At 68.9% G+C, this 21,013-nt stretch carries 18 protein-coding genes; 6 read left to right on the forward strand and 12 right to left on the reverse strand.

The genetic code is table 11. The features are described from left to right. Positions 1–472: 472 nt before the first annotated feature. Positions 473–2,356 carry a glutamine--fructose-6-phosphate transaminase (isomerizing) gene (gene glmS, locus ACT89H_RS18790; RefSeq protein WP_445109920.1) on the reverse strand — a complete coding sequence of 628 codons (1,884 nt, stop codon included), beginning with the start codon at positions 2,354–2,356 and terminating at the stop codon, positions 473–475. Positions 2,357–2,392: 36 nt separating this feature from the next. On the opposite strand from glmS, the gene ACT89H_RS18795 reads away from it, so the two are divergent. Further along, entirely contained in the window at positions 2,393–3,250 is an 858-nt protein-coding gene (locus tag ACT89H_RS18795; RefSeq protein ID WP_445109921.1) for an alpha/beta fold hydrolase, read from the forward strand. A 27-nt stretch (positions 3,251–3,277) separates the two neighbouring features. Here the strand turns inward: ACT89H_RS18795 and ACT89H_RS18800 are convergent, their stop codons facing one another. The 5 genes from ACT89H_RS18800 to ACT89H_RS18820 form a co-directional block, all read right to left on the reverse strand. Further along, on the reverse strand, positions 3,278–3,628 hold the full coding sequence (locus tag ACT89H_RS18800; RefSeq protein ID WP_445109922.1) for a hypothetical protein: 351 nt from the start codon (positions 3,626–3,628) through the stop codon (positions 3,278–3,280). A 47-nt stretch (positions 3,629–3,675) separates the two neighbouring features. Beyond that, positions 3,676–5,481: a hypothetical protein gene (locus ACT89H_RS18805; protein ID WP_445109923.1), complete on the reverse strand. Its 1,806-nt coding sequence runs from the start codon at positions 5,479–5,481 to the stop codon at positions 3,676–3,678. Positions 5,482–5,539: 58 nt separating this feature from the next. Further along, a complete protein-coding gene (locus ACT89H_RS18810; protein WP_445109924.1) occupies positions 5,540–5,851 on the reverse strand; it encodes a hypothetical protein in 312 nt (103 codons plus the stop codon). Positions 5,852–5,979: 128 nt separating this feature from the next. After that, entirely contained in the window at positions 5,980–6,288 is a 309-nt protein-coding gene (locus ACT89H_RS18815) for a DUF6802 family protein (protein WP_445109925.1), read from the reverse strand. A 99-nt stretch (positions 6,289–6,387) separates the two neighbouring features. Next, positions 6,388–6,579 (reverse strand): PspC domain-containing protein, encoded by a 192-nt coding sequence (locus ACT89H_RS18820; protein ID WP_445109926.1) that lies wholly within the window; start codon positions 6,577–6,579, stop codon positions 6,388–6,390. Positions 6,580–6,726: 147 nt separating this feature from the next. Here ACT89H_RS18820 and ACT89H_RS18825 point away from each other — a divergent pair, with 147 nt between their 5' ends. Beyond that, the gene (locus ACT89H_RS18825) at positions 6,727–8,382 is read left to right on the forward strand and encodes an ABC-F family ATP-binding cassette domain-containing protein (protein ID WP_445109927.1); all 1,656 of its coding nucleotides are present in this window, start codon (positions 6,727–6,729) and stop codon (positions 8,380–8,382) included. Positions 8,383–8,564: 182 nt separating this feature from the next. Here ACT89H_RS18825 and glmM read toward each other — a convergent pair whose 3' ends face one another. The 5 genes from glmM to ACT89H_RS18850 form a co-directional block, all read right to left on the reverse strand. Continuing rightward, positions 8,565–9,944 carry a phosphoglucosamine mutase gene (glmM, locus tag ACT89H_RS18830; protein ID WP_445109928.1) on the reverse strand — a complete coding sequence of 460 codons (1,380 nt, stop codon included), beginning with the start codon at positions 9,942–9,944 and terminating at the stop codon, positions 8,565–8,567. A gap of 215 nt (positions 9,945–10,159) precedes the next feature. Continuing rightward, positions 10,160–10,678: a 30S ribosomal protein S9 gene (gene rpsI / locus ACT89H_RS18835; RefSeq protein ID WP_445109929.1), complete on the reverse strand. Its 519-nt coding sequence runs from the start codon at positions 10,676–10,678 to the stop codon at positions 10,160–10,162. Beyond that, positions 10,675–11,118, reverse strand: coding sequence for a 50S ribosomal protein L13 (gene rplM / locus ACT89H_RS18840; protein ID WP_445109930.1), 444 nt, complete (start codon positions 11,116–11,118; stop codon positions 10,675–10,677). Before rplM ends, rpsI begins: the two co-directional genes overlap by 4 nt. A gap of 174 nt (positions 11,119–11,292) precedes the next feature. Continuing rightward, positions 11,293–12,933, reverse strand: a complete 1,641-nt coding sequence (locus tag ACT89H_RS18845) for a chromosomal replication initiator protein DnaA (RefSeq protein WP_445110064.1) — start codon at positions 12,931–12,933, stop codon at positions 11,293–11,295. 97 nt (positions 12,934–13,030) lie between these two features. Then, the gene (locus tag ACT89H_RS18850) at positions 13,031–15,523 is read right to left on the reverse strand and encodes an FHA domain-containing protein (RefSeq protein ID WP_445109931.1); all 2,493 of its coding nucleotides are present in this window, start codon (positions 15,521–15,523) and stop codon (positions 13,031–13,033) included. Positions 15,524–15,630: 107 nt separating this feature from the next. Between ACT89H_RS18850 and ACT89H_RS18855 the strand changes: the two genes are divergently transcribed. Beyond that, the gene (locus ACT89H_RS18855) at positions 15,631–17,076 is read left to right on the forward strand and encodes a neutral zinc metallopeptidase (RefSeq protein ID WP_445109932.1); all 1,446 of its coding nucleotides are present in this window, start codon (positions 15,631–15,633) and stop codon (positions 17,074–17,076) included. 7 nt (positions 17,077–17,083) lie between these two features. On the opposite strand, the gene ACT89H_RS18860 is transcribed toward ACT89H_RS18855, so the two are convergent. Beyond that, positions 17,084–18,415: an FHA domain-containing protein gene (locus ACT89H_RS18860; RefSeq protein ID WP_445109933.1), complete on the reverse strand. Its 1,332-nt coding sequence runs from the start codon at positions 18,413–18,415 to the stop codon at positions 17,084–17,086. 142 nt (positions 18,416–18,557) lie between these two features. On the opposite strand from ACT89H_RS18860, the gene ACT89H_RS18865 reads away from it, so the two are divergent. The 3 genes from ACT89H_RS18865 (at position 18,558) to ACT89H_RS18875 (ending at position 20,989) form a co-directional block, all read left to right on the forward strand. Then, positions 18,558–19,763 carry a DUF7373 family lipoprotein gene (locus ACT89H_RS18865; RefSeq protein WP_445109934.1) on the forward strand — a complete coding sequence of 402 codons (1,206 nt, stop codon included), beginning with the start codon at positions 18,558–18,560 and terminating at the stop codon, positions 19,761–19,763. A gap of 570 nt (positions 19,764–20,333) precedes the next feature. Further along, positions 20,334–20,651: a WXG100 family type VII secretion target gene (locus ACT89H_RS18870; RefSeq protein WP_039795679.1), complete on the forward strand. Its 318-nt coding sequence runs from the start codon at positions 20,334–20,336 to the stop codon at positions 20,649–20,651. 35 nt (positions 20,652–20,686) lie between these two features. Beyond that, a complete protein-coding gene (locus ACT89H_RS18875; protein ID WP_445109935.1) occupies positions 20,687–20,989 on the forward strand; it encodes a WXG100 family type VII secretion target in 303 nt (100 codons plus the stop codon). Positions 20,990–21,013: the final 24 nt, after the last annotated feature.

Genomic DNA, 21,013 nt, shown 5'->3' on the forward strand with positions numbered 1-21,013 from the left:
GCAAGTCCAAACCCGCCGAGATGCGGCGACGGTCGTCGAGGCATAGATAGCGCTGGAGCAGGCCCCGATCTTCCAGCCGGGTAGGCGCGCTCTGCGTCAGCACCGCGACCTCGGCCACCTGGTTGATCCGCAGGTCGCCCGCCCGGCCCGTCGTGCCGACAGCTCGAGACGACCAGCAGCGAGTATCCGCGAACGCTCAGATCGTGGCCGGACCGCGAGGCCCGCTCGAGGTGCGCCGCAGATCCGGTCGTACGGAAGCGAGCGTGTGTACCGACCATCGGTAAGGCCGGCCAAGGGGGGATCCGCGGGCCGCTGCTGCTCGCGGTCCGTCCGGGCAGCTCGAGCGGCGCGCCACGGCCACCGGAGTCCGCCACGCCCGTACGGGCGTAAGTCCGTGGCTCTCGGACGGGCATAGCCGACCGCTATCCGGGCGAAGCAGCGGCCGCGCACTCGAGAGTGCGCGGCCGCTGAACTATTCCACGGTGACGGACTTGGCCAGGTTGCGCGGCTTGTCGACGTCATAGCCACGCGCCTGCGCCACCTCGGCGGCGAAGATCTGCAACGGGACCGTCGACAACAGCGGCTGGAACAGCGTCGGCGCGCTCGGGATCTCGATGAGGTCGTCGGCGAACGGACGCACCGTGTCGTCGCCCTCCTCCGCGATCACGATGGTGCGCGCGCCGCGGGCCTGGATCTCCCGGATGTTGCTCAGCAGCTTCGAGTGCAGCACCGCGCGCCCCTTCGGCGACGGCATCACCACGATCACCGGCAGGCCGTCCTCGATCAGCGCGATCGGGCCGTGCTTGAGCTCACCCGCCGCGAATCCCTCGGCGTGCATGTAGGCCAGCTCCTTGAGCTTGAGCGCGCCTTCCAAGGCCACCGGGTAACCGACGTGTCGTCCGAGGAACAGCACGGTCGGCACCTGCGCCAGCTCCCGCGCGATCGCCCGCACCTGCGGCGCGGTCTCCAGCACGCGTTCCACCAGCCTCGGCATCGCCTCGAGTTCGGCGAACTCGCGGGCCACCTCGTCCGGGTACTTGGTGCCGCGCGCCTGCGCCAAGGCGAGCCCGACCAGGTAATTCGCGGTCACCTGGGCCAGGAACGCCTTGGTGGAGGCGACGCCGATCTCCGGCCCGGCCCTGGTGTAGAGCACCGCGTCGGACTCGCGGGGGATCTGCGCGCCGTTGGTGTTGCAGATCGCGAGGACGCGCGCCTTCTGCTCCTTCGCGTGCCGCACCGCTTCCAGCGTGTCGGCGGTCTCGCCGGACTGGGAGATCGCCACCACCAGCGTGGAACGGTCCAGCACCGGGTCGCGGTAGCGGAACTCGCTGGCCAGTTCCACCTCGACGGGCAGCCGGGTCCAGTGTTCGATGGCGTACTTCGCCAGCAGACCGGAGTGATAGGCGCTGCCGCACGCCACGACGAACACCTTGTCGAAATCGCGCAGCTCCTGGTCGGCGAGGCGCTGCTCGTCCAGCACGATCCGGCCCGCGCTGTCGTGGTCGGTACTGAAATGCCCCATCAAGGTGTCCGCGACGGCGGCGGGCTGTTCCTCGATCTCCTTGAGCATGAAGTAGTCGTGGCCGCCCTTCTCGGCGGCGGCGAGGTCCCAGTCGATCGTGAACGGGCGGGTGCGCGCTCTCGCGTCGTCACCGGCGAAGTCGGTGACCCGGTAGCTGTCCAGGGTGATCACCACCGCTTGGTCCTGACCGAGCTCGACCGCCTCCCGGGTGTGCTCGATGAACGCCGTGACATCCGAGGCGATGAACATCTCGCCCTTACCCACTCCTACCACCAGCGGGGTGGAGCGGCGCGCGGCCACGATCATGTCCGGATGGTCGGCATGCGTGAAGACCAGCGTGAACGCGCCCTCCAGACGGCGCAGCACGAACAGCGCGCTGGCCGCGAAATCGCCGGCGGTCGGGCCATGGGCGTACGCGCGGGCCACCAGGTGCACCGCGACCTCGGTGTCGGTGTCGCTGCTCAGCTCGACCCCGGCGTCCTCCAGCTCGCGACGCAGCGGGGCGAAATTCTCGATGATGCCGTTGTGCACGACGGCGACCTTGCCGCTGTGGTCCCGATGCGGGTGCGCGTTGCGGTCGGTCGGCGCGCCGTGCGTGGCCCAGCGGGTGTGCCCGATACCCGTGGTGCCCGCGAAGCGATCGACCCCCGCTTCGGCGAGCTCGGCCTCCAGATTGGCCAGGCGGCCCGCCTTGCGCTCCACCGCCAGCGCGCCCGCGCCGTCCAGGATCGCGACACCCGCGGAGTCGTATCCGCGATATTCCATGCGGCGCAACGCGTCAACGACGACGCCGAGCGCGTCTCGGTACCCGACGTACCCCACGATTCCGCACATGGCTCACCACACTACTTATCGGATAACGTTCACGTCGTGTCGGCGTCTGTGAAATCGCTATTGAGCACCCTGACCAGCCGGGGCCCGCACCGCGTGTTGCGTGGCAATCTGGCCATCGCCGGCCAGCCGGGGGTGGTGTTCACGCCCGAGGCGGGGCGGAATCTCCCTGCCGTCGCGTTCGGACATGGCTGGTTGACCGGGGCGGGCCACTACCGCACGCTGCTCGAGCACCTCGCTTCCTGGGGCATCGTGGCCGCTGCGCCCGACACCGAGCGCGGAGCGATTCCGTCACATCTGGGGCTGGCCGCCGATTTGGTCACCACGCTCGACATCTGCACCGGTGTGCGCCTCGGTGACGGCGAGATCAGCGTGCATCCGGAGCGCCTCGCCCTGGCCGGCCACGGGATGGGCGCGGGCGCAGCGGTCATCGCCGCCGGTCGTCGCCCCGTCGCCACCGTCGCGGCGCTGTTCCCCGCGCCCACTGCTCCTGCCGCCGAAACCGTCGCACCCGAGCTGGACGTTCCGGCGCTGATCCTGGCCGGCGCGACCGACATCACCTCGGTCAGCTCCAGCGCCATCCCGCTGGCCACCGCGTGGGGCGGCTCGGCGATCCTGCGTGCCATCGACAAGGCCTCGCACAACGGCATCATCGAGGGACGACGCGTCCTCGCCGCCGTGGGTGCGGGCACACACGAATCGAAGACCGCCCGCACCACCCGCGCCCTGCTGGCCGGTTACCTGCTCGCCACGCTGGCGGGCGACAAGACCTACCACGCCTTCGCCGATCCCGACCAGGTCATCCCGCACACCACTGTCGTCGACCCGGCTGCGCCGCAGGAGAAGGAGCCGCCGAAGCTGAAGGTCGGCCAGCTCGCCGCGCTGCTGCGGCGGTAGCCGGCCGACCGGCCCGGACTCCGCCGGTCAGATCAGCCAGCTCTTGCGTTGGTAGAACTGGGCCTCCTCGTCCTCCTCGTCGACCGGCGTCACCGTTTGATTGGCCCGGCGGGCGGCCATCGACCGCGCGATGGCCGCGCGCTGCTCTTGTGCTTCGTCTTGCAGCCGCTGCTGCTCTTCCGCCACGGCGGCGGCCTGGTCCAGGTCGGCGGCGTGCGCCACCCAGAACTCGGCCATATCGGCGGTCAGCCGGTCGGTGAATTCCCGGCCGGTCGCCGCGGTCTGCTCGTTGATCGCCTGGATCTCGCCGAGCAGCAGCGACATGCGGCGCTGATTCTCGGCGGCGAGTTGCCTCGCTTCCTCGGCGTAGTCGACCATGCTGCGCCTCCTCACTCATCCGGTGTGCGATCTTGCGCCGGCCGGGCTCACAGTGGACCCGCCTCGGCGAACCCCGCGTCCAGCGGCCCGGCTTCGGCGAGTTCCGCGCCACTGTCCACGGGGTCGCCCAGCTCCGGCTCGCCCAGCTCCGGCAGCGGCTTCGGGTAGTGTTCGCCGTCCTCTTCGCGTCGGGTACCGGGCGAGGTTGCGCTCGGCAGCCCGGGCGGACCGTCCCCGGTGCCTGGTTCCGAGCCTGGAGCGGGCGTTTTCTTCTCCTCCTGAGATTCCGGCGCCGGCGACTCCTCGTCGCGTGACTTCGGTGTCAGCGCCTCCGGCGCCGGAGGATGTGCGTTATCGGCTTCCGGCTCGATCATCGAGATGACCGGTATGCCGTGCTCGTTCAGCTCGACGGTGAACTCCCGCTCCGCACCCGTGGCATCGGAGAGGAGAAGTTTCAACCGGCCGTCCGGCCCCATCTCGAATTTCACATGCTTACCGCCGATATCGAATTCCGCCTCCGCGCGGGGCGTTTCGTTCCGCCCCTCGTCGTTGCGTTCGTCGGCTTCGGCATTCTGCGGATCGGTGCTCTGCATGAGCTTTTCGATCGCGTCGTCGACCCCGCTCTTGATGATTCCGCCCAGCGCGGACACTCCCTGCTCCACCGCCTGGCCGAGACTCGTTGCCAGTGGCGCCAGTTCCCGCGCCACCTGGCCGAGCGCGGCAAGGCCGTCGAGCCCGGGCATCTTGACCGCTGGGGCGGTCGGAGTGCTGGGCATGCTCGGGGTACTCGGCGTGTCCGGCGTGATCGGCGTAGTCGGCGTGATCGGCGTAGTCGGCGTGATCGGTGTGGTCGGCGTAGTCGGCGTAGTCGGCGTAGTCGGCGTAGTCGGCGTAGTCGATGCGGGGACGGTACTCGGCGCCGTGCTCGCCGGGACCGTGGCCGTGGGCGCGCCCGGCGGACCAGGGGCATTTGTCACCTGGGGCTTGTCCTGGTCGACCGGTGTTCCCGGCGGTGGTTCGGAGGGGGCTTCCGGACGCGGGTAGGACTGCTCGGACACCTGCGCCAATGCGTCGGTGAGGTTCTTGTACTGGTCCTTGAACAGTCGATCGACCTCGGCGCAGACATCGACGTAGGACGCCAGTTTGCGATCGAAGTCCGGTTTGAACGTATTGGTCAGCCACTCCTCGGTGACGCTGCGCACGCGGTCGCCGTACGCGCCGGTGAGCAGGTTCCTGTGGTCGATCTCGTCCTCCGGCACGGCAAGAGCGGGGAAGATGCGGCCGAGTTCCCGGACTTGGTCCGTGTCGATCCATTCTCGCGCGTTGCGCACGTCGACGATGACCTTCACCTGTTCCGGTGTCTTGCCGTCGATCGCAACCGCTTTGCTGCCGCCTACCGGACCCTCCAGCAGCTCCCGGGTGGCGAACGCCTTCGCGGCCACCGCCGACCGCAGCGAGTTCGCCATATCCGCGATCACGGCCATGGCGGCTCTGGCGTGCTGCCGGTCCTCGTCGGCCAAGGCCGACTGTTTGCCGAGCATGTCGAGCGCCGCGGCGGCCGCCGCTCCCTGCCACAGTTCGGGCAGCCGACGGGTGTATCCCTGCTGCGCGTCCCATTGCCGATCCGCCTCGGACAGCGCGATTTTCAGCGCCTCCCCCGCCTGCTCCAGCTTCTCCAGCCGCGCGCCGCGCTGCTCGTCGTACATCGCCAGCAGCTTGTCGACGTCACCTCGGCCCCCGTTGCCGCCGAACGCCGCCTCGTACAGCGGCAGGAACTCGATCCAGTACTGCAATCCCACGCTGCCCTCGTCCAAGAGGGTGTCGATCGTCTTGCCCTGCCAGGAAACCGTCATGATTCCGACTCCTCGAATGTGTGGCGTCGCCGCTGCGAGCACATGTCATTCGGCGGTCTCATGTCTTGTTCGTCTCGGAGGCGCGCTGCCGGTCGGTCTCGGTGTAGGCCACTACCGCGACCCCGAGCGCGTCGGCGGTCGCGGTAGTGGCCTCGCTCCAGTTACGCAGCCACGAACCGATCCGTTCCAGCCCCTGCTGCACCGCGATTCCCTGCGGCGCGTAGTTCCGGCCCGCCTCGCCACCGATGCCGAACAGGTGATCGGCAACTCGCTTCGCTTGGTCGCGCACGGCGTCCGCCGATCTGCGATAGTCGCTGCCGAGCGCACCGAGCTCCCCCGTCCGGGCACCGACCATTTCCGACCCGCCCACGACTCCCCTCCGTCCTCGTAGTGTCGTTGCGCCGACGCGAATCTCGTTCGCGCCGAAATGCCGCCGTACTTCCTTCGACGCAACACACCGACACTCGGTTCCCTCGAATTCCGCTCCCGCGGATCCGGTCAGCCGCCGATCTTGCCTTTATCGGTGCGGACCCACTCGGAGGTGCCGTCGGGGTGGCGGTGGAATTCCCATGCGGCGTAGTCGCCGTCGTTCTCCACCACGGTGACGTGGTCGGCGAAGCCGTCGTGGTCGTAGTCGGTCCAGACCTGCATCGCCTCCGCACCCGTGGTGGTGATGGTGTCGAGCGAGCCGTCGCCGTCGATGTCCTGCGTCGGATGGTGCAGTTCGATCGCACCCAGGCCGTCCAGTGACGAGGACGCGTCGATGCCGGGTATATCCAAACCTGGGAATTCGCTCGAGGTGATCATGACCCCTCCTCAGCAGGACTCGTACCGGTGGTGCGGTGCCGCTGCAGCGGCATCGTTCCATCCTGTCACTCGCGCGGGCTCGACGCAGCCCCCGCGGGTTCACTTCTTCGGCATCAACAGCCACAGCACCAGGTAGATGACGAACTGCGGACCCGGCAGCAGGCACGACACCACGAACAGCAGACGGACGACGTTGGCGTTCCAGCCGAGGTACTCGGCGATGCCACCGCAGACGCCTGCGATCCACTTGTCGTGGGCGGAGCGGGTGAAACGGCGGGTGGGGGCGGTCATTGGTCTTCCCTCTCGTGCGGTGATCGCTACGTCCTCCACTGTGCCCGTCTCCGCGGGCCCCGCCATCGGTCCGACGGCCGATGCCGACCCTGATTTCTCCCGGGGTCGATCTCAGGGTGCGACCCCGAGCACGGCAGACTCGTGCTGGTGAGCACCACTCTGCATGCCCGCGGCCTGTCGGCCGGTCACGGCGAACGCACACTGTTCGCCGACCTGGATCTGACCCTCGCGCCGGGCGACGTGATCGGCTTGGTCGGCGTGAACGGCGCGGGCAAGTCGACGCTGCTGCGCATGCTCGCCGACGGGCACGCACCGACGGGCAGCATCACGCTCAGTCCCCCGGATGCGACGGTCGGTTATCTGGCCCAGGAGGCACAGCGGGTCGACGGCGAGACCGTCGTCGAATTCCTCTGCCGCCGAACCGGCGTCACCGAGGCGCAGGCAGCGATGGACGCCGCGGCCGAGCGCCTCGCCGAAGGCGGGCCGGACGAGTACTCCCCCGCGCTGGAGCGCTGGCTCGCCCTCGGCGGAGCCGATCTGGACCAGCGTGCCCACGAGGTCGCCGCGGATCTCGGCTTGGCGGACAGCCTGCCCAGTGGCCTGGACACGCCCATGACCGGTTTGTCCGGCGGTCAGGCCGCGCGCGCCGGACTGGCCTCGGTCCTACTGTCCCGCTTCGACATCCTGCTGCTGGACGAGCCGACCAACGACCTGGACCTGGACGGCCTGGCCCGGCTGGAACAGTTCGTCGCCGCCGTGCGGGTCCCGCTCATGGTGATCAGTCACGACCGGGAGTTCCTGGCGCGCACGGTGAACCGCGTCGTGGAGCTGGATCTCGCGCAGCAGCAGGTCGGGTTGTACGACGGCGGTTACGAGTCGTACCTGATGGAGCGCGAAATCGCCCGGCAGCACGCGCGCGAGGCGTACGAGGAGTACGCCGACACCAAAGCGAGTCTGGAGTCCCGCGCGCAGATGCAGCGCAACTGGCTCGAGCACGGTGTCCGCACCGCCCGCCGCAAGGCGCGCGATCCCAGGAAGCTGGACTCGGACAAGGCGGGCCGCAAGATGCGGGCGGAGTCCACCGAGAAGCAGGCCGCCAAGGCCAGGCAGACCCAGCGCCGGATCGAACGGCTCGAGGCGGTGGAGGAACCGCGCAAGGAATGGGAGCTGCGCATGAGCATCGCCGCGGCCCCGCGCAGCGGCTCGGTGGTGGCGACGCTGTCCGGGGCGACCGTCACCCGGGGCGACTTCACGCTGGGCCCGATCACCACCCAGGTCGACTGGGCCGACCGCATCGTGCTCACCGGAGCGAACGGCTCCGGGAAGTCGACTCTGCTCGCCCTGTTGCTGGGAAAACTCCAGCCCGACACCGGGACCGCGAGCCTGGGCTCCAGCGTCGAGATCGGCGAGGTCGACCAAGCGCGCGGGCTGTTCCGCGGGACCGCGGCCCTGGCCACCACTTTCGGCGCCGAACTGCCGGAATGGCCGGAGGCGGAGGCGCGCACACTATTGGCGAAATTCGGCCTGCGCGGCCCCCACGTGCTGCGGCCGTGCGACACGCTCTCCCCCGGCGAACGCACCCGCGCCGCCCTCGCCCTGCTTCAAGCCCGCGGCGTGAATCTGCTCGTGCTCGACGAGCCGACCAACCACTTGGACCTCCCCGCCATCGAACAATTGGAGCAGGCCGTGGAATCCTTCACCGGCACACTCGTGCTCGTCACCCACGACCGCCGCATGCTCGACACCGTCCGCGCGACCCGCCGCTGGCACATGAACGCGGGCGTGCTCACCGAGTCCCACTGATTTCGGTGCTGCGGGATTCACCTCATCGCTTCGGTCCGAGGACGAACCGCGCCCAGCGCACCTCGACCAGGTCTTTCGAGCGAAGCTGTTCAGGGGCGCTGCGCGCTTCGTGGGTGGGGAAAATTCACTTTCGTGTCAGCGAGACCGAGCCTGTTCGGTTCGCGGCGACGAAGTCGCGGCAATCAAACACAGCCTGCGACCCGCTTGGCGAGATCGTCCGCCAACTGGCGCGCCTGGGCCGGATCGGTGGCCTCCACCATCACCCGCACCAGTTCCTCGGTGCCGCTGGGGCGCAGCAGCACGCGCCCGGATTCGCCGAGTATCCGCTCCGCCTCCAGCACGGCTTCGCGAATCTCGGGCGCGCGCGCGACCACGGATTTGTCGTTGACCGGCACGTTCACCAGAATCTGCGGCACGGTCTGCAAAACGCTCGCCAGATCGGCCAGGCTGCGCCGGGACTGCGCCATCCGCGCCATCAGGCGCAGGCCGGTGAGAATCCCGTCGCCGGTGGTGCCGTATCGGGGGAACACCACATGCCCCGACTGCTCACCCCCCAGCGTGAAGCCGCCGCGCCGCAACTCCTCGAGTACGTAGCGGTCGCCGACCGCCGTGGTGCGCACGCTGATTCCGGCCGCCCGCATCGCGATGTGCAGGCCCAGGTTGCTCATCACGGTGGCGACCAGGGTGTTCTCGGTCAGCTCGCCCGCCTCGTGCATGGCGAGGGCGAGGATCGCCAGGATCGCGTCGCCGTCGACCACATCGCCGTGGGCGTCGACGGCCAGGCAGCGGTCGGCGTCGCCATCGTGGGCGAGACCGAGATCGGCACCGTGCTCCACCACGGCGGCCCGCACCTGGTCGAGATGGGTCGAGCCGCAGCCGTCATTGATGTTCAGCCCGTCGGGCTCGGCGTTGATGGCGATCACCGTCGCCCCCGCTTCACGATAGGCGGCGGGCCCCACTTCCGCGGCGGCGCCGTGCGCGCAGTCGACCACGACGGTCAGCCCGGACAGGTCCTGCCCGGTTCCCTCCACCAGGTGCTCCACATAGCGTTCGTGGGTGCCCGCGAGGCTGTACTGGTCCGGGACGGCCAGTCCGTGATCACGCGCGCCCGCCGCGTTGCGCACCCGTCCGATGCCCGCGCCGGTCGGGCGGAACGGCGTCTCCGCGGTCACCAGTGCCTCGATCCGGTCCTCGATCGCGTCGTCGAGTTTGTGGCCGCCCGCGGCGAAGATCTTGATCCCGTTGTCGGGCATCGGGTTGTGCGAGGCGGAGATCATCACGCCGAGACAGGCGTCGTACAAGCCGGTGAGGTAGGCGACCGCCGGGGTCGGCAGCACCCCCACCGAGAGCACGTCCACTCCCGCCGCGGTCAGCCCAGCGGTCACCGCGGCCTCGAGCATCTCCCCGCTGGCCCGTGGGTCGCGCCCGACCACCGCGAGCGCGCGCTTCTTGCCCCGGCTCAGGATCTGCGCGGCCGCGCCGGACACGCGCAGCGCCAGCTCCGGACTCAGTGACTCGTTGGCAAGCCCACGGACTCCGTCGGTGCCGAACAACCGTCCCATACCTCGCCCCTCATTGATGATCTGTGGCGTGGGCGCCGGCCCCGGAGGCACCAGCCCGTGCACCACGAAGGCCCCGCGAACGCCGCGTCTTCATACAGCGCGAGAGCAGGCGACCAGCTGTTCGCTGGGAGCCTGCTCTCGTACAGCTGCCGCGTCGACCGTACCTCGTCCGGCATCGCGAGAGTGCCGGACGAGGAGGGTCGACGATGCCGAAATCAGCGCTTCGAGTACTGCGGCGCCTTGCGCGCCTTCTTCAAACCGTACTTCTTGCGCTCGGTGGCGCGCGGGTCACGGGTCAGGAAACCGGCTCGCTTGAGGGCGGGACGGTCCTCCGGGGTGACCTCGATCAGCGCACGGGCGATGGCCAGTCGCAGGGCACCTGCCTGGCCGGACGGGCCGCCGCCGACCAGGCGGGCGTGCACGTCGAAAGACTCGGTGCGCTCGACCGTCACCAGCGGCGACTTGACCAGCTGCTGGTGCACCTTGTTCGGGAAGTAGTCCTCGATGGTGCGGCCGTTGAGCACGAAGTTGCCGGAGCCGGGCAGCAGGCGCACGCGCACGACGGCCTCCTTGCGGCGGCCGACGGTCTGCACCGGGCGGTCGATCACGATCGGAGCGTAGGACGCCGAGACCTCGGAGTCCTCGGAGTCCTGGTAGCCCGCGCCGTCCTCGACAGCCTCGGCGGCGTCGAATTCCTCGACGTAGTCCTCGTTGAATTCCTCGGGAGCGGTCACTGGGCCACCTGCTTGATCTCGAACGGAATGGGCTGCTGGGCGGCGTGCGGGTGCGTCGGGCCCGCGTAGACCTTCAGCTTGCCCGCGATCGCGCTGCCGAGCTTGTTCTTCGGGATCATGCCCTTGACGGCCTTCTCCACGAGCCGATCGGGACGGCTCTCCAACACCTGACCGACGGTCCGCGACTTGAGGCCGCCCGGGTGCCCGGAGTGGTGGTGGATCAGCTTGTCCTGCCGCTTGTTGCCGCTGACGGCAACCTTGTCGGCGTTGATGATGATGACGAAATCGCCACCATCGACGTTCGGGGCGTAGGTCGGCTTCGTCTTGCCACGCAGCAGATTCGCTGCCTGGACGGCGAGACGGCCGAGCACTACGTCAGTGGCGTCGATGACGTACCACTTACGGGTCACGTCACCCGCCTTGGGGCTGTACGTAGGCACAGTGCTTCCCTGTCTGTCGTCGGTGTTGCCGGCCAGGCGTACGGTCGAGGTGTTCCCGGCGGCCGGTGGAGACCCGGGACTCGGCGGACATCCACCCGGTCCACCAGGAGTCGGCTGGACGTTCCGCACGCCAACGAGCCACCATACCAGTGGGGTATCGCGGGAAGAAATCCGTCAGATCTCGAGCGGCGGGCCGAGGTCGATGGCGCCGGGCGGGCCGGGGACCAGGTAGCGCAGCGTGTCGACGTCCGGACGCCCGCACTCCGCCACCCTCTCCCTCGCTTCCCGCTGATTTTTCCGGGCAGCGGTGACTCCCGGGGTCGGCTGGGTGGTCGCGTAGGGCGCGGTCGGACACCCGACCGGCTCGCCGTCGGCCCCTTCCACCGCGACGACCGATCCCGCGTCGAGGACGACCTGGTGCGCGGTCAGCTCCACCTGGTGATTCCCGGACGGAAGCGCGACCACGGCCAGCGCCACCGCGCCGACGACGGTGTTGGCTCCGAACAGGCCGCCCTTCATCTTGTTCCACAGTTTGCCCTTGCGGTGCTGGTCCGGGTCGTCGGACTCGGCGCCCGGGTCCTGCCACGGTCCCTGTCGCGAATGCCCCGGGTAGGACGACTGCTGCGCGCCCGGATAGGGCGTACCCGTGCCGAGGGGCGGCACCGGACCACCTGGTCGACCCGCGAGCTCGCCGGGTGGGCGACCGCCGTCCTGCTGCTCGTCCGGCGCGCTCGGCGGCCGGGTGAAGCGGCTGCCCAACTCGGCGAGGTTCGGTGGCAGGCCGCGCGGCACTTCGTCGCGCCCGATCCTGGTCGTCGTCTCGTCGGGCTGGGTCGGGTACCCCGAGCCGTGCTGGGCGCCCGGCACCCGCAGGCCCGCGTCCTGCTGTGGCGGGTACTGCGCCTCCGCCGGGCGCGGCGACGCGGGCGCGGGCTCGGCGGGCCTGCCCGCGGACTCCGGCTCGCCCGCCTCCGGATCGCTCACCAGCAGATGCGCCGCGCCGAGGACGAGCGCGTGCATCGGATGGTCGGCCACGTGCAGGCGGTGCCCGAGATGGTTCTGGAAGGCCAGCCGCAACGCGTCGTTGAAACGCACATTGCCCGACAGCAGAACCGTCGAGGTGTCCGCGCCGATCGAACGGGCCGCCGCCATCACCTCGATCACGACGTCGTCCGCCGACCTGGCGTCGCGCATGGCCTCCGCGTGCACCGGAACGTCGACCGACTCGGTGGGCTGCTCGTCGTCGCCGTGTACCGCGACCACCAGCATGCCGCGGCCATCGGAGTACACACCGGTCGCGCCGATGCCGTTCGGCCTGGCCCGGTCCGGCGGGTGCACCAGTCCGAGGGCGCGGACGTAGCCGGACAGCGCGACGCTCTCCGGCAGCGGTTCCACGACGACATCGAGCTGTTCGACCATCGAGGCGTAGATATCGATCCGCTCGTCCGGCCAGCTGTCCGGGTAGGGCAACGCCACCAGGTCCGGTTTGCCGCGCAAGTGCTTGCCGATCTCGGCGAGCGGGTTGTACAGGCGCGCGCGGAAGACCAGTTCCGCGGGCCAGGTCGCGCCCGCGACCACGATCTGCGGATGCCCGAGGATGTCGCGCACGTCTGCGATCGCCATCCCGAGATCGGGTCTGTTGCGTTCCACGCCCGCTGTGTGCAACCGGCCCGACGAATCCGCCAGCAGATAGGCCGGCGGCGTCCACATGCCCTCCACCTGCACCGGGCGGATGGGCACGCCACCGCCACCGGCCGCCACGGACACCACATCCCAGCCGAGATGCACTGCCCCTACTCGCACCGTCACAGGCATAAGTGTGCCCGGTTCGCGGCCGAGATGCTCGTTGCCGTCCGACACCGCCGGGCGCCGCGTGCGCGCACCGGGGCGAAGGCGGACCGTCCGGACCGCATCACGCCGCCGACTTCTTCAGTCGCAACCGGCGCCAGGTGATGACCGCGAGCACCACGGTGATCAGCAACAGCACGACCACGTCCAGCGCCCAGATCGCCGGCTTGTGCTGCCAGAGCGTGTCGGCCTGCGCGTTCAGGAACAGTTCACGAATGTTCACCGTCGACGCGCCCGTCGCGTATCCCCAGCGAGCCGGGAACAGCCAGGACACCTGCTCCAGCACGACCCGGCCGGTGACCGGGATCAGACCGCCCGCCATCACCAGCTGGCACATGATCGCCACCACCAGCAGCGGCATCACCTGTTCGTTCGACTTGGCCAGCGACGAGAGCAGCAACCCGACAACCACACAGCAGATCGCGGTCAGGGCGATATCGATGTACAGCTCGGCACTCCCGGACGCCAGCACCGCACCCTGGCCCGGACGCTTCTTGCCCGCGAGGACGATGCCGACCAGCACCGCCGATTGCAGCAGGGCGGTCGCACTGAACACCGCGATCTTCGCCATGAGGTACGCCGAGGGAAGCAGCCCGACGGCGCGTTCGCGGTGGAAGATCGTCCGTTCGCCCACGAGGTCGCGCACGGTGAGCGTCGAGCCCATGAAGCAGGCGCCCAGAATCAGCACCACCAGCAACTGCTGCGTCTCGCCCCCGCCCTCGGGCACGAACGTGCCGTCGGGCAGCGCTCTCAGCGCGCCGCGCTGGAAACCGTTCTTCCCCGGCACCACCAGCGACAGGCCGCCGAGGATGAACGGCAACAGCACCAGGAACGCCAGATAGCCGCGATCGGCCAGGATCAACCGGATCTGCCGGCGCGCCAGAGTCGAGAACTGCTTGCCGCGACTGGACTGTGGCGGACTGCCCGCGGGCCCGTACGGCTGCGGAGGCGGTGGGGGCGGCGGTGCGAACGCCTGCCGGGAGCGGTAGGCGGCGAACGCCTGATCCGGGTTGGCCGCGACATCGGCGAAGATCTCCGCCCAGTCGCTGGTCCCGAGCGTCGCGCCGACACCGGCCGGATTGCCGCAGTAGGCGGTCTTACCGCCGGGGGCGAGCAGCAGCACCTGATCGCACATGTCCAGATGCGCCACCGAGTGGGTCACCACGATCACCACGCGGCCCGCGTCGGCCAGTTCGCGCAGCATCACCATGACCTGGCGGTCCAGCGCCGGGTCCAGGCCCGAGGTCGGTTCGTCCAGGATCAGCAGCGACGGGCCGGTCAGTAGTTCCAGCGCCACCGAGGCGCGTTTGCGCTGACCGCCGGAGAGCCGGTCGACCCTGGTGTCGGCGTGCTCGGTGAGCGAAAGCTCCTGGAGCACACCGTCGATGACCTTCTGCCGGTCCTGCTTGCTGTTGTCCCTCGGCAGCCGCAGCTCGGCCGCGAAACCGAGCGCCTGGCGCACCGTGAGCTGCCGGTGCAGCACGTCGTCCTGCGGCACCATGCCGATCCGGGAACGCAGCGCCTCGTACTCGGCGTGCAGATTGCGGCCTTCGAAGGTGACCACACCGCCCGAAGGCCGGGTGGTGCCCGCGATCAGGCGTGACAGCGTGGATTTGCCCGCTCCGGACGGGCCGATCAGCGCGGTCAGCGTGCCGCGGCCGGCCGACATGTTCACGTCGACGAGCAGTTGCTTGTTGCCCTCGACGGTGAAGCCGACCCCGTGCACCGCGAGGCCCTGCTCGGCGACCGGCTTCTGCCGGTGCACCAGCGTGCCCTGCTGGACGACGAAGTCGATGTTGCCGATGGTGATGATGTCCCGCTCGCGCAGCACCGCCCGCTGCCTGCGGTGCCCGTTGACGAACGTGCCGTTCGCCGATCCGAGGTCCTCGATGGCCAGGCCCTCGGCCGAGGCGACCAGGCGGGCGTGCTTGCGGGAGGCCAGCGGGTCGTTGACGACGATCTGGTTGTCGGTGGTGCGGCCGATGCTCAAACCGGTCTGCGGGATCCGGTCGGCGCGGGCGACGGGCGCCGTGCTCGCCCTGGCTCGGACCGGCGGGATGTTGGAGGTGTCGGCCCTGGTCGTCATGTTGACGTTCACCGCGGGCGCCGGTGCGTCCTGCGCGGGCGGATAGTGCGGGCGCTGGAACTGCGGCGCGGGCCGCCGGACCCCGTGCGCGGGCGGACCCGGAGTCGGCGCCTGCGCCGGTTGTGGTGGGCGCGCGGAAGGCCGTTGCGGGGGTTGCGGGTTCGCGGGCAGCAGGTGCAACAGCGGGCCGCTGATCGCGTCACCCAGCCGGACCTGTGTGGGGCGGTCGATCGACACCGGCTGAGTCAGCCTGCGCGCGTCCACGAACACCCCGTTGGTGCTCTGGTTGTCGGTCAGCACCCAGGCACTGCCCTGCCAGGCCAACGTCGCGTGCACACGCGAAACGAGCGGGCTGTCGACGAAAAGCGTCACCTCCGGCGCGCGGCCCATCGTGACCTGCTGGCTCGAATCGAATACTCGTTCGCTTCCATCATGGCGCACGGTGATGGACTGCGCCCCCGGTGAAGACATGCAGCGGATACTATTCCATCGCCCGGACATCGGCGGTGCCCCCGATGCGCCAGATACCCCGATCCGGCGACCGATGTGAACGTTGTAGCGGCCGACCAGGGGGAGCCTTGCCGAGAGTCCGAGCGACCGCGCTGGTTGCGGCGCTGCTCAGTGTTCTGCTGCTGGTCGGCGGCTGCATTCGAGTGATCGACGGCCGGGCCGTCTCCGTCTACGACGATCCGTTCAAGGTTGCCGGGTTGCCCACCACCAGCGGCCCGAGCGGTCCCCGCGCCGGCGTCCCGGACAGTACGCTGACCGCGACCAACGGTGACGGCGGCGCTGTGGACACCCTGGCGCTCAACGCCGTCGACGACATCCAGGCCTACTGGCGCGGCGAGTTCGGCAAGGAGTTCCAAGGCGAGTTCAAGCCGGTCGGGAAGCTGCTGTCCTGGAGCGCGAAGGCCGGGCGTCAAGAATCGCTCGAGTTCTGCAGGGAATCCACCTACCGCTTGGTCAACGCCGCCTACTGTCGCCTGGACAATTCCATCGGCTGGGATCGGTCGGTGCTGCTTCCCACCATGGAGGAGACCTTCGGGAAGATGTCCGTGGTGATGGTGCTCGCGCACGAGTACGGGCACGCGGTGCAGACCATGGCCAAGATCGTCGGACCGAAGGATCCGGTGATCGTCAAGGAGCAGCAGGCGGATTGCTTCGCGGGCGCTTTCATGCGGTACGTGGCCGAGGGCAAGGCCGCGCATTTCACGATCAATACGTCGGACGGCCTCAACTCGGTGCTCGCCGCCACCGTCGCCATCCGCGACGCCGACCCCGACGACCCGGAGAGCGTGCACGGCTCCGCCTTCGAACGGGTCACCGCGGTGCAGATCGGTTTCACCGACGGCCCCAAGGGGTGCAAGGGCATCGACCAGAACGAGATCGACCAGCGCCGCGCGAATCTGCCGCAGAGTTTCAGCGACGACAACGGGCGCGGCGAGTACCCCATCACCAAACAGACCCTGATCGAACTCACCAAAGCCCTCAAAGCAATTCTGCCGATCGGCCACGAGCCGACCTACGACTACTCGCGGGCGAAGATCGATTGCCCCGATGGTGTGGTGACCGAACCGGTCTCGTACTGCCCCGCCGGGAACACGATCGCCACGGACATTCCCGCACTCGCCGAGCGTGGTAGGTCGAGCTCCGGCGCGGACGACCCGCTGCCGCTCAAGGTGACCGGCGACTACAACGGCTACATCGTGTTCATCTCCCGATACACCTTGGCCGTCCAGCAGAGCCGCGGCCAGAGCCTGGTCGGCGCGAAAACCGGACTGCGCGCGGCCTGTCTGTCCGGAGTGGTCACCGGCAAGCTGGCCGAATCCGGGCGACCGGTCAGCCAAGGGGATATCAAGCTCGCCGCAGGCGATCTCGACGAGGCGGTCTCGGGTCTGCTCACCGACGGCTTGGCCGCGAGTGACGCCCTGGGCAAGACCGTGCCCAGTGGTTTCTCCCGGATCGAGGCCTTCCGCGCCGGAGTCCTGAACGGGGAAAGCGTATGCGCCGCGCGCTATTCGTAGCGCGGGCTCAGCGGCCGAACGGCGGCGGAGCGGCCAACTCGAAGCGCAGCACGCGGTTGCCGAGCATGATCTCGGCGCCCGGTATGAGCGCCATGGACTGACGCGGCGCCAGGCGCACCCAGTCGCGGTAGCCCGGCAGGCGAGTGCGGGTTCCGTTGGTCGAACCGCAGTCCACCACCATCACATCCCAGTTCACCAAACGGATTTCGGCGTGCGCCCTGGACATGCCACCGGAGGCGTCGTCGACCCGCAGCGGGACGAGTCCGCTCTCCGCGGCGGGCGAGCGCTCCGGATCACGACCGATCACCGCGTCCGCGGCGAGCATGTAGGTCATGCCGTCGTCGAGGATCAGCATGCCCAGCGGCGGGCGGACCACTTCGATCAGCGCTTGGGTCTGGTCGACCGGCATGCCGCAGACGGTGCAGAACGCCGCCCGTGGATCGCTGGGATGCGCTCGCGCGCATTTGAATCCCATCACCTTGACCGTCAGCGCGGTGGCCTTCGCCGTCGCCTCCAGCCGACGCTGGAGCTCCGGGTCGGGCCGCGGCGCGGGATTGGTGCCGCCCAGCTGGGTCGGCGCGTGATGCGGGTCGATCGGCGCCTGCTCGGTCTGGGCGTCGAGCATCGCGGTCGACGGTGCCGTCGGGTGCCGTGACGGTCGCGGCTCCGATCGTTCCTGCCCTTCCGGTGCGGCGGGCGGCTGCTGTTCGACGCGCGCCGTCGGCAGCGGAGACGTCCGTGGGCGGTGGTGTGCGCCCACGGAACCGGACTCCCCGCCGTTCGTCGACGAACGGGTGCGGGAGCCCTCCGTCCACACGATCGCGCCACCTGCCTGAGCGATGCCCTCGACCAGCCTGCCGATGCCCCGCTCGAGTGGCAGATCCGGGATACGGCCCTTCGCGTCGTCGACGAACAGCGCCGCCGCCCGCGCCGGAACCGCCGCGACCCGATCCACCGTGAAAGCCGCGTCACTGCCGCGATATCGCTCGAGCAGGCCGTCACCGGCCAGCACGGCGGTGATCGCCCCGTGCAGGAAGATCGCCACACCCCCGTGCTCGGCGGTGGACAGGATGCCGAAGTCGATCGGCTCGCCCGGGCTGATCTGCTCGGCCTGCTTCATCAGCCAGCGCGTCGCCTGCCGCGCCACCAGGGCACCCGGTCCGCCCGGCTCCCGATCGGTCGCGTCGCGCACCAGGTCGGCCAGTGATTCCAAGGCGACGACGGCGGGCGAGTCCCGAGTCGGCCTACCGGGCTTGCGGTGCGCGACGACAACAACCGCGCCCGCGACCCTGGCCACGGCGTGGCTGCCAACGACGACCTCGACCTGCCGATCCTTCACCGGTATCGGCCTCCACCGGGGTTGCAGTGCAAGGTCGTCGCCACACCGACAAGGGTATTGCAATACCTCGCGCATCGGTCCCCCTCCCCGGCCTCCGTCGGGTAACTTCAGTGTCAGCAATGGGAGGAACGAGGGGCCTGAGATGGTTCGGACGCAACGCATCGCGCTCACCGCGTCGTGCCTGGCACTGGCAGGGATGCTGGCCGGTTGCGCAGGCGCGCACGGCACACCTACCGCGAGTGAGATCGATGTGCGCAAGCTGGAAGTCGGCACCTATCCCGTCGACAAGCACAACTACAACCAGGATTCGGCCGGCAAGGGCGCGCTGCTGGAGGGCATGCGGATGTCCGACGCCGTGGTCCCGACGGTGCGCATCGACTCCACACTGAAGTTCGGTCGCGGCAGCACCGTCGTCAAGGACGCCGAGCAGGCGCTCGACTTCGTGGCCAAGGTGTCCAAGCCCGTTCTCGACAATCGCAAGCTGGTCGTGGGATACGCCGCCAGCGGTGCCGACCGTCCCGATCCGGCCGGTCAGTCCAATCCCGCGCCGCAAACCACCGCGGTCACCAACGCGGTGTTCCGCTTCCCCGACGAGGCCGCCGCGAAGCTCGCGGCCCGTGAACTCGAGGACGTCGACATCGCCGTCTCGCCGGACAACCGCAAACTGTCGTCGACGAAGTATCCCGACTCCTACATCCACTGGCGCCCAGGCGTCGCCAATGTCGGTACCTTCATGGCCTACAAGGAATTCGTCATCTCCTTGTTCATCCAGCGTCCGACAGCGGAAGCCGACGACCTGGTCAAATGGGTCGACAAGACCTTGGCCGCCGAGGTCGCGCAGCTGGCGAAATTCACCCCGACCCCGGTGAACAAGCTCGACACCCTGAAGGCCGATCCCGACGGCCTGCTCGCCCGCGTCGCGGTCGTCGACCGCAAGAACCGCGTACCGGACCCGGCGACCTTCGCCGTCTACGGCGGCTATCACACGGTGCACCGCGCCGACGACGAGTCGGTACACCTGCGCCTGGTCGAGGAAGCCGGTGTCGACCACATCGGCCTGCTCGACGACAGTTACGTCGCCCGCACCCGCGACGCGGCCGCCGCCCAGAAACTGGTCACGGGCCTGTTGGACAGCGAAGGCGCGCACTACGACCCACTGGGCGCTCCCAGGGACGTCCCCGGCGCCAAGTGCCTGCAACTCAACAGCAAGGGTGACCCGGATCGGGAGTACAAGTACCGGTGCTACGTCGCGTACAAGCGGTACGTCGGAGTCGTCACCAGTGATAAGGAACCGGACGTTCGGCAGAAGGTCGCCGCGGAGTACGCACTGTTGGCGAACAGTTTCTGAGATCGGCGGCGGTACGCGCCCAAAGCTTTCCGATCCCCCGCCATGGGGGCCGAAGTAGGATCCGGCGCCGGGCCGTAGCCGCGGTGCGCGACTGGAGCCGGCCTTCCCGGCAGGCTTTGCTCGACCGTCTGGTGCCGGTGCTGCGCAATCGCGTGCAGTGATTGGGCTGCGTCTCCGGAATGCAAGGCCTCCTGGACTTTTCGGTCTGCGCGCCCACCGGCTTTCGTCAATCTGCTGGTAGCGGCGGACTTAGGCGTTCGGTAAGGTGTACCGCAGCCAGCCCACTCGCCGATCATTACAGCAGCGAGCAGGGGGAAGGAGGGGAGCCGAGCGCTGGCGTTACAAGTCATGCAGACCCGGATCGCATCGTGGTCTTCCGAGCAGGCCCGTACGCGGCCGCCGAAATCTACGGACGAGCCGGGCGGAGGGCGCAGGACCCTGATCCCGTGGGGCGATGCCGAACTTTTTCGAGTCGGATGGAACCGATCAGACCCGCACCGCGTCCAATCAGATGTACAGGCCAACTGAGGCTTCCGCCGTTGGCCGAGACGGGAACCGAAAGGAGCCGAAATGGCAGGACAGCTCGAAGCGAGCGAAGAGGCGATCTCTAAGTTTGTAGACAATTGCCGGCAGCGGCACCAGGATTTGCAGACCGCGATCACCGCACTGAACAGCAAGTCGGATCAGACCACCGCTACCTGGAGCGGTGCGGCCCGTCAGGCGTTCGACACCTTCATGGACAGCTACTTCGCCCAGGCGCGGAAGCTGAACGATCAGCTGGATCAGACGTCGGACAAGCTCGCCCACGCCGGACGGAAGTTCGCCGATCAGGACCAGCAGTTCGCCCAGCAGGTGGCCGCGCAGGCCTCCAGCCTGGACCTTCCCTGATCCGATAGCCGAACCACAGAAACAAGGAGTTCCCCATGGTAGCGAACGATCCCGGTCGGATTGCTTCGAACTTCGGCGAGGTCGAGGCGGGTGCCCAGGCCATCGTGGCCGAGGCGCGCAGCGTCATGACCATGCTCGAAGATTTCCACAAGCAGGTCACCGACTTCGTGACCAACTACTGGAAGGGTGACGCAAACGACGCGTTCGCCTCGCTGCAGGCCCAGTGGAACACGCAGGTCACCCAGCTGAACACCACGCTGGAAAGCGCGGGCAAGCTGGTCAGCAGCGGCAACTCCGACCTGCAGAGTACCGACACCGCGCTGGCGGGCCTCTTCTGAGATCCCGTTTCGGCTGATTCGAGC

The sequence above is a fragment of the Nocardia aegles genome, assembly GCF_052545135.1.

What these genes read in the sequence shown, in the direction of transcription:
- ACT89H_RS18865 (WP_445109934.1), top strand. Translation starts at nt 18,558, where the DNA reads ATGGTTCGGACGCAACGCATCGCGCTCACCGCGTCGTGCCTGGCACTG.
- glmM (WP_445109928.1), bottom strand. Translation starts at nt 9,944, where the DNA reads ATGGGACGGTTGTTCGGCACCGACGGAGTCCGTGGGCTTGCCAACGAG.
- ACT89H_RS18850 (WP_445109931.1), bottom strand. Translation starts at nt 15,523, where the DNA reads ATGTCTTCACCGGGGGCGCAGTCCATCACCGTGCGCCATGATGGAAGC.
- ACT89H_RS18845 (WP_445110064.1), bottom strand. Translation starts at nt 12,933, where the DNA reads ATGCCTGTGACGGTGCGAGTAGGGGCAGTGCATCTCGGCTGGGATGTG.
- glmS (WP_445109920.1), bottom strand. Translation starts at nt 2,356, where the DNA reads ATGTGCGGAATCGTGGGGTACGTCGGGTACCGAGACGCGCTCGGCGTC.
- ACT89H_RS18805 (WP_445109923.1), bottom strand. Translation starts at nt 5,481, where the DNA reads ATGACGGTTTCCTGGCAGGGCAAGACGATCGACACCCTCTTGGACGAG.
- ACT89H_RS18870 (WP_039795679.1), top strand. Translation starts at nt 20,334, where the DNA reads ATGGCAGGACAGCTCGAAGCGAGCGAAGAGGCGATCTCTAAGTTTGTA.
- ACT89H_RS18815 (WP_445109925.1), bottom strand. Translation starts at nt 6,288, where the DNA reads ATGATCACCTCGAGCGAATTCCCAGGTTTGGATATACCCGGCATCGAC.
- ACT89H_RS18820 (WP_445109926.1), bottom strand. Translation starts at nt 6,579, where the DNA reads ATGACCGCCCCCACCCGCCGTTTCACCCGCTCCGCCCACGACAAGTGG.
- ACT89H_RS18800 (WP_445109922.1), bottom strand. Translation starts at nt 3,628, where the DNA reads ATGGTCGACTACGCCGAGGAAGCGAGGCAACTCGCCGCCGAGAATCAG.
- ACT89H_RS18875 (WP_445109935.1), top strand. Translation starts at nt 20,687, where the DNA reads ATGGTAGCGAACGATCCCGGTCGGATTGCTTCGAACTTCGGCGAGGTC.